Consider the following 13,371-nt stretch of genomic DNA (forward strand, 5'->3'; position numbering starts at 1 on the left):
GACCGATGACCGAGCCGGTTCGCGGATGATCGACCGGTCAGCGCCCCTGTTCGTCGCTGGACACCGCGGCCTCGTCGGCTCAGCGATCGTCCGGCGGTTGAAGGACGAGGGATTCACTGATCTGCGAACCGTCGGCCGTGACGACCTGGACCTTCGGGACCAGGCGGCGGTTGACGCCTGGTTCGATGCCGAACGCCCCCAGTACGTGTTCTTGGTGGCTGGCACGGTGGGCGGTATCCACGCCAACAGCACCCGACCGGCCGAGTTTCTCTACGACAACCTGATGATCCACGGCACAGTGGTGCAGGCCGCCCACCGGACCGGGGTGGACAAGTTGCTGTACCTCGGCAGTTCGTGCATCTACCCGCGGCACGCAACCCAACCGATTACCGAGGAGGCCCTGCTGTCGGGGCCGCTGGAACCCACCAACGAAGGCTACGCACTGGCCAAGATCGCCGGCATCAAGCTGTGCGAGACCTACCGGCGCCAGTACGGCGATGACTTCATCTCGGCCATGCCGACCAACCTCTACGGGCCAGGCGACAACTTCGACCTAGAGGGTGGCCACGTGCTTCCCGCCCTAATGCGACGCTTCCACGAGGCCCGTCTGGCCGGGGACGACTCGGTGACCGTGTGGGGAACGGGTACAGCCCGGCGGGAGTTCCTCCACGTGGACGACCTGGCCGATGCGTGCCTCCACCTGATGGACCACTACTCGGCGCCCGGTCACGTCAATGTGGGCACGGGCATCGACCTGACCATCCGAGAACTGGCTGAGGCGATCCGGGACCTGGTCCACCCGGACGGAGCGTTGGTGTTCGACACCAGCAAGCCGGACGGCATGCCCCGCAAGGTGCTCGACGTGTCCCGTCTGGCTGCCCTGGGCTGGACGGCATCGACGCCACTGTCCGACGGGCTCGCTGCCACCTACGACTGGTTCCTGGAAGCAGAGGCCGAGGGCAACCTGCGCCTCTAGCCGGAGCCCGGATTCGCCCGGATTCGCCCGGATTCGCCCGGATTCTGTCGGCGGAGTGTCCGCTACTGCTGCTTGGTCTTCCCGGCGGCCTTCTGGGCCTTCTTCCAGGCCCGCACGGTGGTGAGTGCTTCCGGGCCGTCGATGTCGGCCACCGATCGGGGTACGTCATCGGCGAACGGGCCGGCCGCAGCCTCCCAGCCGTCGGGCCGATAGCCCATCCGTTTGGCCAGGATGGCCACGAAGATCTTCGTCTTCTCGGCGCCGTAGCCGGGCAGCGCCTGAAGTCGGTGGGCCAGGTCGGCTCCGTCGGTAGCACCGACCCACACGTTGGCGGCATCACCGTCGTGATGGTCGACGAGGTGCCGGCACAGGTCCTGGATGCGGCCGGCCATCGAGCGGGGGAAGCGGTGGATGGCCGGCTTAGAGCTACAGGTTTCGAGGAACGCCTCGGGGTCGGCCGCCGCGATGGCTTCAGGATCGAGATGGCCAAGGCGGCCGGCCAGGGTGGCCGGCCCCTTGAACGCCCATTCCATTGGGACCTGCTGGTCCAGAAGCATGCCGATAAGCAGGGCCAACGGGTTGGTGTTGAGCAGACGGTCGGCGGCCTCGTCGCCGGTGATGGCCAGCGTGCCCGGCGGGTTGCCCTTAGAACGTGCTGGTGGGGAAGTCATGCGCTGAACCTACCGGTCGGCTCGCCGGGTCAGGAGACCGGATCAGGTGCTGCGAGCACCATCGTCCCCGTCGCTATGCCCCACGCCCTGGCCGGGTTCGGGCACCGTGTCAGCTCGTCCAGGATCGGCGATCTCGGTGTCCAGCCCGTGGTGGGCAATGGCCTCGGCGACCACGGCCGGGTCGATGGTGCCCTCACGGGCCAAGGCGTGCAGCACGGCTACCACCACATGACCGGTGTCCACCTCGAAGAAGCGGCGCAGCGCCTCGCGAGTGTCGCTGCGGCCAAAACCGTCGGTACCGAGGGTGTGGTACGGGCGAGGGATCCAACGGGCCACCTGGCCGGGAACCAGCTTCTGGTAGTCCGATACAGCGACCACCGGCCCCTCGCCGTCGGACAGCAGCCGGGTCACCAGCGGAACCTCGGCGGGATCCATCGGGTGGAGCCGGTTGCGGCGCTCAACGGCGAGGGCTTCCTCTCGGAGCCGCTTGTAGGAGGTGGCACTCCAGAGATCCACGGCGACGTCCCACCGTTCGGAGAGTTCGGCGGTGGCGGCCCGGGCCGCTCCCTGTGCTGAACCGGAAAACATCAGCGTCGCCCGAGCGCGAGCCGAGTTCGGACTAGCCCCTATAGAACCGGACCCATCGGGAGCATCCGCCCAGAGGTAGAGCCCTCGGACGACGTCCTCGGCGGTGACATGGTCGGGCCGGGGAGGCATCTCGTAGGCCTCGTTGTAGAGCGTCACGTAGTAGAAGACGTCCTCGTTCCCATGGGGCTCGTCGCTTCCGTACATCCGGGTCAAGCCGTCCTCGATGATGGCGCCCACCTCGTAGGCGAACGCCGGGTCGAAGGCCTGACACGCTGGGACGGTCGCGGCCAGGAGGAGACTGTGGCCGTCCTGGTGCTGGAGGCCTTCGCCGGCCAGCGTGGTCCGTCCAGCCGTGGCCCCCAGGAGGAAGCCTCGAGCCCTTGAATCGGCAGCCGACCAGATTGAGTCACCGACCCGTTGGAAGCCGAACATCGAATAGAAGGTGTAGAAGGGCACCATCGGCACGCCGAGGTTGGCGTAGGTCGTACCGGCGGCGATGAAGCTGGACATCGACCCACATTCGGTGATGCCCTCTTCGATGAGCTGCCCATCGGTGCTCTCGCTGTACGACAACAGCAGCTCGTGGTCGACCGGTTCGTAGAGCTGGCCGAACGGGGCGTAGATGCCGAACTCCCGGAACAGCGAGTCCATGCCGAACGTGCGGGCCTCGTCGGGAACGATGGGCACCACGCGTGGACCGAACGCCTCGTCGCGCATGAGGTCGCGCAACAAATTGGTCATGGCCATCGTGGTCGACACGGCCCGACCCTCGGATCCCTTGGAGAGCCCGGCGAACACCGACGGGTCGGGCATGGTGAGTGGGCGCCGATTACGGATCCGACGCTTGGGGATCGAACCACCGAGTGCCCGACGGCGTTGCACCATGTACTCGTTCTCGGGACTGTCCTCGGCAGGCCGGTAGTAGGGCGCCCGGTCGCCGGCCAGGGCCGACTCGGGGATCTCGTCCTCCAGGTGGAGGCGCTCTCGCAGGGCCAGCAGTTCGTTGGCCGTCATTTTCTTGATCTGGTGGGTGGCGTTGCGGGCTTCGAAGCCCGGGCCGAGCGTCCAGCCCTTGATGGTCTTGGCCAGGATCACCGTGGGGGCGTCGTTCTCCTCGGTGGCATTGCGGTAGGCGGCGTAGACCTTCTGGTAGTCGTGACCGCCCCGAGGTAGGTCGGCCAACTGCTGGTCCGACAGGTGTTCGACCATCGCCCTGAGGCGGGGATCGGGGCCGAAGAAGTGTTCCCGGACGTAGTCCCCGCCCTCGACGGCCAGGCGCTGGTACTCACCGTCGACGGTGGAGTTGAACTTGTTGAGGAGGACCCCGTCGACGTCAGCGTGGATCAGCTCGTCCCATTCCGAACCCCAGATGACCTTGAGGACGTTCCAGCCGGCGCCCCGGAACACACCCTCCAGTTCCTGGATTATCTGGCCGTTGCCCCGGACCGGGCCGTCGAGTCGCTGCAGGTTGCAGTTGACGATCCAGATGAGGTTGCCCAGGCCCGACCGGCCGGCCAGGGAGATGGCGCCCAGGGTTTCGGGTTCGTCGCACTCGCCGTCGCCCAGAAAGCTGAACACCCGGCTCTCCGACGTGTCGTCGATCCGGCGGTTCTGGACGTACTTGTTGAAGCGGGCGTGGTAAATGGAGTTGATCGGTCCGAGCCCCATCGAGACGGTGGGGAACTCCCAGAAGTCGGGCATGAGGCGGGGGTGGGGGTAACTGGACAGGCCGTCGCCGCCGATCTCCATGCGGAACCGGTCCAGATGGCGTTCCTCCAGCCGGCGTTCCAGGAAGGCCCGGGCGTACACGCCGGGAGCGGCGTGGCCCTGGAAGTAGACGTGGTCGCCGGGGCGGCCGTCGTCCTTGCCCCGGAAGAACCAGTTGTAGCCCACCTCGTAGAGGGAGGCCGACGAGGCGAACGTCGAGAGGTGGCCGCCGATCCCGTCAGCGGTCTTGTTGGCGTTGATGACCATGGCAGCGGCGTTCCAACGGATGAAGGCCCTGATGCGTCGTTCGATGTGCTCATCACCCGGGAACCACGGCTGGTCTTCGGTAGCGATGGTGTTGACGTACGGAGTCCATGTAGGTGGCGCATGGCCGACGTTGAGTTCGCCGGCGCGTTCCAGGAGTTTGGCCAGCATGAATCGACCGCGACGTCGGCCCGACTGGTCGACAAGTGAGTCAAAGGAGTCGATCCACTCCCGGGTCTCGCCGGGGTCGCCATCCGGGAGTTGGTTGATGAATCCGTCGATCACGTCGGCAGTCTCCCATGCCGAGTCGGTTCGCTAGGTAATGACGGCTGTGTGGGTAGGGTCGCTGACCGTGCCCAACTCCGACCGACTGTTCGATCCGTCCGCAGCCGATGAGCCGGCCCGGGTGGGAAATAATTCTGCGTCGGTGGACGGCGAGTCGGCCGGCGAGCAGGTGGTCGCCTACACGGATGGTGCGTGCTCGGGAAACCCCGGCCCTGGAGGTTGGGCGTGGGTGGTGCCCGACGGTCCGTACGCCGCCGGGTGCGCCGTTGAGACGACCAATCAACGAATGGAGCTGACGGCCACGTTGGAAGCGGTGCGGGCCTTCGCTGGCCCACTGCTGGTGGTCAGTGACTCGACGTACGTCGTGCACTGCTTCCGGGATGGCTGGTGGGAGAAGTGGCTCCGCAAGGGCTGGGTCAACGCCAAGAAGGAACCAGTAGCCAACCGGGATTTGTGGGAGCCGCTGATTGAGGCGGTCCAGGCACGGGGGAATGTCGAGTTCCGCTGGGTGAAGGGCCACTCGGGTGATCGGTGGAACGACGAAGCCGATCGCCTCGCTGTCGAGGCAGGCACCCGACAGGTGGGTCTGAAGGGCTAGGGACTCGGTTCCGCGGTCTGCCTCACGTGTGGGTCGGCCAGATCAGTCGAGCAGGTTCAGCCACTTCACGAGGGCGGCCCGGGGAGTACCGGGCAGGGCGATGGCCACCACGGCGTCGTCGCCACCGTCCCACGGTCCGTCGACGGTGACCGTGGAGGACGACCCACAGACCTGAAGCACGGTGCGATCATCCGGTCGGTCGTTGACGCGGATGAGGCCCTTTGCTCGGACGACTCCGCTGGGTCGGGCTCGTGTCCAGGTGTCGATCGAGGCGCGGGTGACCGGCCCGGCCAGACGACGGGAAATGGTCACGTGCTCAGGATCGGACACCCTGGTCGGGCCCGATCTGCTGGCCGGAGTCGTCGCGGCGCCGGTTACTGGCCCCCGGCTCGATGACGGGCCATTCCCGGCGACAGATCGAAGAAGAGGCCCGAGGAGCACACCGGTCGGAACTGGCGCCCGAAGCACCGTGGCATCGGTGGCGCTGCTCAGCCATATCTCGGTGGCTTCCAACTCGGTAGCACCGGCTACGTCGGTCCGGCTGATGACCACAAGATCGGCCTCGGATACCTGGGCCAAGATGGTCTCACCGACGTACCGGTCGCTGGCCCGGTCGCGAACGGACAGGGGGTCGACGAGGACGACGGTCCCGTCGGGACTGAACCCGGGGGAGTGCCCCCACTGGGCGACCTTGTGGGGTTGGCCGACGCCGCTCACCTCGACGACCACCCGGTCGATCCGGTTGGCAAAGCCACGCACGATGTCGAGTGTTTCGGCGAATCCATCGGCCATGGTGCAGCAGATGCATCCGTTGGCTAGTCGGAGTACGTCGTCGGTCGCCGAGTCGAGTAGTCGGCCGTCGATGTCAATCTCTCCGAAGTCGTTGACCAGCACGGCGATGCGTTGGCCGTCGGGGTCGGCCAACAGGCGGTTCAGCAGGGTGGTCTTACCAGCCCCTAGGTAGCCCCCGATGACGGTGAGGGGCAGGCGCATGTCCTTGGTGGCCATGATCGTAAGTCTCGCGCCGGTCGGTAGGGAACGGGTCGGTAGGGGTCGGCAGAGCAGGAGCCGAAGGGTCGACTGGCCAGCAATGGGCTGGGCGGAACCGGTTCGGTTAGGCGGTCTGGGGCGAGCCCTCGTGGAGCACGCCACCGCTCATGGTGCCCCAGACTGGAACGTCTCGCAGTTCGCCAGGATCGACTTCGAACGGGTCGGCCTCGAGCACCGCACAGTCGGCGAACTTCTGCGGGGTGATGGATCCGATCTCGTCTTCCATTCGGAGTTGCCAGGCGGCACCCATGGTGATGGCGTGTAGGGCTTCGGCCACGGTGATCCGTTCGTCGACGCCCAGCACCTGCCCTGAAGGGGTGAGTCGGTTGACGGCCGCCCACGCCACGTGCAGGGACCCGAGAGGAGAAACCGGCGAGTCAGAGTGGATGGACAACGGCACGCCAAGGTCAAGGGCCGTGCGGGCGGCGTTCATGCGGGCCGCACGGTCGGGACCGACGGTGATGTCGCGATGCTGGTCACCCCAGAACCACGTGTGGTTGGCGAACACGTTGGCGCACATGCCCAGTGCCCGCATCCGGCGGTACTGGCCGGGGGTGGTGAGCTGGCAGTGCTGGACGGTGTGACGGTGGTCGGGCCTCGGATGGGCGAGCTGAACCTGCTCGAGGCCGTCGAGGAGTACGTCGACTGCCTCATCGCCATTGGCGTGAGTGTGGACCTGGAGTCCCGCTCGGTGGTACGGCGCCAGGCGTTCGGCGAACTGATCGGGGGCTATCAGCCAGATGCCGTTGGGGCCTCCGTGGTGGTAGCCGGGCCACCTGAGGCGGGCGGTACCGCCCTGGATGGAGCCGTCGAGCAGCAACTTCACATTGCCGAACCGGATGCGATCAGTGGACCTGTCTTTCAGGTCGACCATGGCCGCTGCGCAGGCCTCGTCGCCGTCGGGGGCATTGGCGAGGGCGCCGTGGAACATAGCGACTCGCAGCGGGAAGGAGTCGTCGGCCAGGCTGGTCCACTGGCGGACGATTGCCTCGTCGAGCAGGTTGGAGGTGCCGAGGTCGGTGAGGGTGGTGACCCCTACGTTGCGGGCGGCGTTCCCGAAGAGGCGGACCGAGTCGTCGGAACGTTGCCGTCCGAAGAACGAGCGGAAGGCCGGACCGGCCAGTGCCATGGCCGGGAACTCTTGGAGTTCACCGGTCGGCCAACCTGAGCCGTCCTTGGGCACTCCAGCGGCTGCGGTGTCGGGGTTGATGGCCTCGGCTTCCATGAGCGCCGAGTTCACGGTGGCGAGGTGCATGTTGGAGTGGCACACGAAGATCCGACGGGTAGTCGACACGGCGTCGAGGTGACGACGGTCAAGCCGGTCACCGGGCCAGAAGATGGGGTCGAGGCCCCAGCCCAGAAGGGGTTCGTCGGGATCTTCGAGCAGGCGTTCGGCTTCGCGGAGGCGCTCGATCACGGCATCGAAGGTGGTGCAACCGGGCCAGAGGCGGCCGTTTGGTCCCCGTCGAGCCTCGTAGCCCACGTAGGTGAACTGCCAGATGCCGCCGGTGTCACGGTGGCTGTGGGCCTCCACGAAGCCGGGGAGGAGGACCTTGTCGGCCAGGGTGTCATCGATGGTGCCTCCGTAGGTGGCCACCAGTTGGTCCGTGTCGCCCACGGCTAGGAATCGGCTGTCACGTACGGCGACCGCCGAGGCGATGGGACGGGCCGGGTCGAGTGTGTGAACGATTCGGCCCGGAAAGATCGTGGTGCGCGAGGTGCCTCCTCCCGCTTTGGTCTCGGACATGTCGGCAATGGTACTCCGACAGTACGAATCCGTACTGTCGGAACAAATGTTGGGCACGTGGTGACCGTGGGGCATAGGTTCGCGATTACCGACGAGAGGAGGTGGTCCAGATCAGTAGTGATTCTTCCAGTAAACGATGTGGGACTTCGGAGGTGGGCGGCCGCTGAGCGGCGCTGGGCCATTCGGCGAAATCCACGCCGACCCACCCTCGGGACCCGACCGCCGGCACTGGTCCCCGCCGGCACGAACGGTCGCTCCCGTGAATCCCAGATGAAACTGAAGTCAAGAGTTCCGGCGTGGGGGCGTGTCCGACTGGACACGTCCTCCGTCGCGTTCCGGGGGTTCCTCAATCAACCCCCGGGGGTAACGTCGGTGGCATGGATCGACCGTCGGCATTCGCCCATCACCGCTTCATCGGCGACAAACGGACCCAGCAGGTCTACGACCTGGACGAGGTGGCCGACGAGGACGCCATGGCGGTGGTTCTCGACGAGTTGATGGCCAGCGAACGCTTTCTGTGCTTTGGACCGGATTCGCTGGCCGAGGCCCGCAACCGGGGCTACCGACTCCGCAGAGTCTGACCGGCGACTTGTCTCGAGACCCGGTCGGTGCCCTGCGCCGAGACCTAGTGGTCGCCCTAGTCGGCTTCTACAACGGCCATCCGGATGCCGAGCGCTTTCCGATGTTGGCTGAGGTAGGCGGGCACCTCACCGATGCCCTGGAGGGCGGAGGCCTGGCTAGTCCCGACCCGGTCCGGCTTCCAGTGGCGCATCTGCTCGACGAGGTTGACCCTCGGAGCGACGTGCTAGGTGTCGAGTCGGTGCTACGGGCCTTTGCCGCGGCGGCGCCGATCCTGCGCTGGGTCCAGACACCTGCGTACCGGGCGACCCTCTCGCAGCACTACCTCGACAACTACGGCTATGTGCGGGTCATCGGCCGCGGCGGCCTGGTGGAGTCGTCACTGGTGAGCGCTGGCCTCGGCATCTGGGGTGCCGGACTGCACTACCCCCGCCACGAGCATCCGGCCGAGGAGACGTACCACGTGCTCCACGGGGCGGCGAGATTCCAACGAGGAGACGGCCCGTTCGAGACCAAGAGGGTGGGGGAGTCGGTTCACCACCAGCCCTGGGAACGTCACGCTCAGAGGTTTGGCGACGAGACGTGTGTGCTGCTCTGGGCGTGGACGGGCGATGTGACCGTTGACGCCCGCCTCATTCCCGACGAGGACTGAACCCCCGGTCAGGTTGGGTAGTGGGCTCCAATAGATTCGATCAGCGTTGGCCGGTCAAGGACGCGTGGATCGTCCGCTAACCGGGAGTTCACCGGATGGATACCTGCGAAACAGGCCTTCACATCGGACAACTCGCCCTACTGCCCGTCGTCTCCGACCCGCTTTGGACTGCCACACGGCGCCCAGATCGCCTCGCATTCGCCCGGAAATCGTTCATGGCTTATGTGCTTCAATTGGGTGATGGACCGTAGGCGCCCTATCGGCCATGTCCAATCGAACCGGATCGTTTGGGACAACTGGGCTGACGAGTACGTGGCGGCGGGCCGGCGGGCCTGGGGTGATGCTCAGCCCAGATGGGGGATTTACGGCAGCCCAGAGTCTGCGGTTGGATTAGTCGACACCTTCGATGGTGGCGATGTGATCGAGTTGGGGTGCGGAACGGCTTATGTTTCGGCGTGGCTGGCACGACGCGGCGGACAACCGGTCGGGCTCGACAATTCGGAGGCGCAACTAGCGACTGCGGCGAGTTTCCAGAAAGAGTTCGACCTGCGGTTTCCGCTCATTCACGGCGATGCGGAGAGGTTGCCGTTCGCCGACGAGAGCTTCGACTTTGCGATCTCCGAGTACGGAGCGGCCATCTGGTGTGATCCGTACCGGTGGCTCCCCGAGGCGGCGAGAGTGCTGCGCCCCGGAGGCCGCCTGGCGTTTCTAGGAAACTCCGTGTTGATGACACTTTGTGTGTTCGACGACAACGAGCCAGCTAGTGACCGATTGCAGCGCCCGCAATTCGGCATGCACCGGTTTGAGTGGCCAGATGATCCAGGGGTCGAGTTCCACATCTCCCACGGTGACCGCATCCGACTCTTGCGTGATTGCGGGTTCGAAGTCGAAAACCTCATCGAACTTCAACCACCTGTCGAAGCCGAAGAAACTCGCTATCCGTTCGTGCAACTCGACTGGGCAAGGCAATGGCCGGTCGAGGAAGCGTGGATCGTCCGCAAGACGGGCTGACCAAGGTGGCCGGAGCTCGTGCGCCGGCTTCGCTGCACTGGCTGGTCTGAACCTGAGCGAAGACCACCCCGTGGGGATCAGGACGTTGTCTAGGCGGTGGCCAGAGCCCGTTCGAGGTCCGCCACCAGGTCTTCGACGGACTCGATACCCACCGAGATCCGAATCAGGTCGTCCGGTACCTCGAGGGCCGACCCTGCAGCCGAAGCATGGGTCATCACGCCGGGGTGCTCGATGAGCGATTCCACGGCACCGAGCGACTCGGCGAGGGTGAACACTTCGGTGCTGACCGCCACTTTCTCGGCGGCTTCCCGTCCTCCAGCGAGACGAAACGACACCATGCCTCCAAAGCCGTCCATCTGTCGTCCGGCGATCTCATGACCTGGGTGTCCCTCGAGCCCCGGGTAGAGCACGTGGGACACTCGGGGGTGTTGGACTAGAACCTCGACGATGGTCGACGCGTTGGTGCAGTGCCGGTCCATGCGCACAGCCAGGGTCTTCATGCCCCGTAGCACCAGGTAGCAGTCAAATGGCCCAGGGACGGCACCCACCGCGTTCTGAACGAAGCCCAGATGGTCGGCGATCCGGTTGTCTGAGGTGGCGACGAAGCCGCCGACTACGTCGCTGTGGCCCCCGAGGTACTTGGTCGCCGAGTGCACTACGGCGTCAGCACCAAGGGAGATCGGGCGTTGAAGGTAGGGCGTGGCAAAGGTGTTGTCGACCACCACGGTTCCTCCGAGCTCGTGGACAACGTCGGCAACTCGGTCGATGTCGATCACGGTAAGCAGCGGGTTGGTGGGGGTTTCAAGCCATACCATTCGGGTCTCGGGTGTCCAAGAATCCCGAATGGCGTCCGGATTTGTCAGGTCGACCGCAGTGTGTCGGATTCCCGTGGCTCCATGGACCTTCGAGATCAGACGGAACGTTCCGCCGTATGCATCGTCTCCCAGTAAGACCTGATCTCCGGGCTCGAGCATTCGCAACAGGGCGTCCTCGGCGGCCAGCCCACTTGCGAAGGCGAAGCCGTGCGATGCCCCCTCCAAGCTGGCTAGGCACTCTTCATAGGCGTGCCGGGTTGGGTTTCCGGTCCGTGCGTATTCGTAGCCAAACTTTGGTTCTCCCACGGCATCCTGGGCGAACGTGGTCGACAGGGCTATCGGAGTGACTACTCCTCCGGTTCGGGGATCATGTGGCTGCCCAGCGCGGACAGCCCGCGTCTCAAATCCGTAGTCGTCCGGGTTCTCGAATCCCGAAAGCAAGGGGTCACCTCCCATGGCAGGCCCAGTCACTTCAGGTCCTCTCGTCGTGGGGGGACAAGAAGCCCAGGAGGTCGGTTCGCGACACGATCGTTCTGGGTCTCCCACCCTCGAGGACCAGCAGCGCCGGGGCATGCTCAAGCAGTTCGGCGGCCCTGTCGATTGGCTCACCGGCCCCGATGGTTGGTAGGGCGGTCTGCATGACGTCCTCAACCGGCTTGTCCAGAATCTCGTCGGACTGGTAACTCTGGGTCATCAGCCAGAGTTCGGATACCGAACCAATCACTTCGGCGGCCGACAGCGGCATCTCGCCCTTGGCCACTGCGATCTGGGACACCCCGTACTTGCGCATAGTCAGCGCTGCGTCGCGCACAGTGTCTTCCGGACTGACATAGATGAGCTCTGGCAGATCACCGACGCGGGTTTCAAGGAGGTCGGAGATCACCGTGCCGTCCACTCGGTCGAATCCCATGGTGGCCATCCACCCGTCGTCGAACACCTTGGTCAGGTAGCCGCGCCCAGAATCAGGGACCAGTACGACCACCAGATCATCTGCGGTCAACCCGGCAGCCACCTCGAGCGCTGCGGCGACTGCAGTGCCCCCCGACCCGCCGATCAGCAGCCCTTCCTCTCGGGTGACGCGGTGGGCCATGGCGAACGAATCGGCATCGCTCACCGGCACCGTCGCGTCGACCACGTCAGGGTGGTAGGTATCGGGCCAGAAGTCCTCACCCACCCCCTCTACCAGGTACGGGCGTCCCGATCCCCCGGAGTAGACCGAACCTTCAGGGTCGCCGACCACGATGGTCACGTTCGGGTTCTGCTCCTTTAGGTAACGGCCGACGCCGCTGATCGTTCCACCGGTTCCGGCTCCGGCCACGAAGTGTGTAATGCGGCCCTTCGTTTGTTCCCAGATCTCGGGTCCGGTGGTCTCGTAGTGGGCCTGGGGGTTAGCCGGGTTGAAGTACTGGTTTGGCTGGAAGGCACCGGGGGTTTCATTCATGAGCCGCTCGGCTGTCGAGTAGTAGGACTGCGGGTCCTCGGGTGGAACGGCGACGGAGCACACGACAACCTCGGCTCCGTAGGCCCGTAGTAGTGAGACCTTTTCGGTGCTGACCTTGTCGGTCATAACGAACACGCACTTGTAGCCGCGTTGAGCGGCAACGATGGCTAGACCGACCCCGGTGTTGCCTGATGTGGGTTCGATGATTGTCCCACCGGGCGCAAGGAGGCCAGCCTTTTCGGCAGCGTCGATCATTGCAACGGCTGGTCGGTCCTTGCTGCTGCCGCCTGGATTGGTGGTTTCAAGTTTGATGACCACCGGGCAGGCCAGGCCGGCACCCATGCGTGACAGGCGGACCATCGGCGTCTTGCCAATTAGTTCAAGGACGGAATCGGCGATGTCAAGGTCGGTGAGGTCCATAGGAAAATCTGAGTGAATTGGGTGGCGCTTGGTCAGCGGTCGTTGCTTTAGACGGCGCACGCCATGTCGGCGCCACAGCACATCGGGGACTTGATCTTCCCGTGGCCATTGGGACACTTTGAGACCTCAACGGTAGAGCCGTCGTCCTTGTCCAAAATCGCGTCAACTAGGGGTTCATCGCATGCGCCACAAGTGGCGTTTACGGACATTCCGCACGAGCTGCAGGTATAGGTAGCCACAGGGGTCCTTACTCTTTAGACGACGGTCGATACTTGTTCGGTGTCTGCGGGTGAGAATCCCGCTTCTAGGAACAGTACAGCCCTTCACTGGAAGAGCTCATGGTGAACCACGTCATTTCAGTGAGCTTTGGTGCTGACGAATCGGTGGTGGCCACTGGTGTTTGCGGACAGCCGACACGCCATCGGTAGTGCGAGCAGTCTGTCTGCCTGGAACGCTTCTCGTGCGAGGTGATTGATGGGGTCTGGTGCACGGTCGGCAATGGCCGGTCGAATCAGGCTTTCGTTGGGGCTCCGACAGGCTGGTTGTAATCGACTTTGGTGGGCCAGT

General features: G+C 65.0%; 11 protein-coding genes. 5 read left to right on the forward strand and 6 right to left on the reverse strand.

The features are described 5' to 3' along the window. Window positions 1-25 precede the first annotated feature (25 nt). On the forward strand, window positions 26-976 hold the full coding sequence (locus tag QF777_04440; GenBank protein ID MDP6910796.1) for a GDP-L-fucose synthase: 951 nt from the start codon (window positions 26-28) through the stop codon (window positions 974-976). 62 nt (window positions 977-1,038) lie between these two features. Here the strand turns inward: QF777_04440 and QF777_04445 are convergent, their stop codons facing one another. Continuing rightward, window positions 1,039-1,647, reverse strand: coding sequence for an HhH-GPD-type base excision DNA repair protein (locus QF777_04445; GenBank protein MDP6910797.1), 609 nt, complete (start codon window positions 1,645-1,647; stop codon window positions 1,039-1,041). A gap of 42 nt (window positions 1,648-1,689) precedes the next feature. Continuing rightward, window positions 1,690-4,491, reverse strand: a complete 2,802-nt coding sequence (aceE, locus tag QF777_04450; GenBank protein ID MDP6910798.1) for a pyruvate dehydrogenase (acetyl-transferring), homodimeric type — start codon at window positions 4,489-4,491, stop codon at window positions 1,690-1,692. A gap of 67 nt (window positions 4,492-4,558) precedes the next feature. On the opposite strand from aceE, the gene QF777_04455 reads away from it, so the two are divergent. Continuing rightward, a complete protein-coding gene (locus tag QF777_04455) occupies window positions 4,559-5,089 on the forward strand; it encodes a ribonuclease H (protein ID MDP6910799.1) in 531 nt (176 codons plus the stop codon). Between the two features lie 42 nt (window positions 5,090-5,131). On the opposite strand, the gene QF777_04460 is transcribed toward QF777_04455, so the two are convergent. Then, complete coding sequence (locus tag QF777_04460; protein ID MDP6910800.1) at window positions 5,132-6,097, reverse strand: GTP-binding protein; 966 nt, start codon at window positions 6,095-6,097, stop codon at window positions 5,132-5,134. Between the two features lie 106 nt (window positions 6,098-6,203). Next, window positions 6,204-7,886 (reverse strand): amidohydrolase, encoded by a 1,683-nt coding sequence (locus QF777_04465; GenBank protein ID MDP6910801.1) that lies wholly within the window; start codon window positions 7,884-7,886, stop codon window positions 6,204-6,206. A gap of 377 nt (window positions 7,887-8,263) precedes the next feature. On the opposite strand from QF777_04465, the gene QF777_04470 reads away from it, so the two are divergent. The 3 genes from QF777_04470 (at window position 8,264) to QF777_04480 (ending at window position 10,128) form a co-directional block, all read left to right on the forward strand. Continuing rightward, a complete protein-coding gene (locus QF777_04470; protein ID MDP6910802.1) occupies window positions 8,264-8,467 on the forward strand; it encodes a hypothetical protein in 204 nt (67 codons plus the stop codon). A gap of 8 nt (window positions 8,468-8,475) precedes the next feature. Next, on the forward strand, window positions 8,476-9,117 hold the full coding sequence (locus QF777_04475; protein ID MDP6910803.1) for a dimethylsulfonioproprionate lyase family protein: 642 nt from the start codon (window positions 8,476-8,478) through the stop codon (window positions 9,115-9,117). Between the two features lie 240 nt (window positions 9,118-9,357). Continuing rightward, complete coding sequence (locus tag QF777_04480; protein MDP6910804.1) at window positions 9,358-10,128, forward strand: class I SAM-dependent methyltransferase; 771 nt, start codon at window positions 9,358-9,360, stop codon at window positions 10,126-10,128. A gap of 89 nt (window positions 10,129-10,217) precedes the next feature. On the opposite strand, the gene QF777_04485 is transcribed toward QF777_04480, so the two are convergent. Together QF777_04485 and QF777_04490 are read right to left on the reverse strand one after the other, a co-directional pair. After that, the gene (locus QF777_04485; GenBank protein MDP6910805.1) at window positions 10,218-11,399 is read right to left on the reverse strand and encodes a cystathionine gamma-synthase; all 1,182 of its coding nucleotides are present in this window, start codon (window positions 11,397-11,399) and stop codon (window positions 10,218-10,220) included. 16 nt (window positions 11,400-11,415) lie between these two features. Next, window positions 11,416-12,804 carry a cystathionine beta-synthase gene (locus QF777_04490; protein ID MDP6910806.1) on the reverse strand — a complete coding sequence of 463 codons (1,389 nt, stop codon included), beginning with the start codon at window positions 12,802-12,804 and terminating at the stop codon, window positions 11,416-11,418. Window positions 12,805-13,371 lie beyond the last annotated feature (567 nt).

Source organism: Acidimicrobiales bacterium (genome assembly GCA_030747595.1).
Classification (GTDB): domain Bacteria; phylum Actinomycetota; class Acidimicrobiia; order Acidimicrobiales; family MedAcidi-G1; genus UBA9410.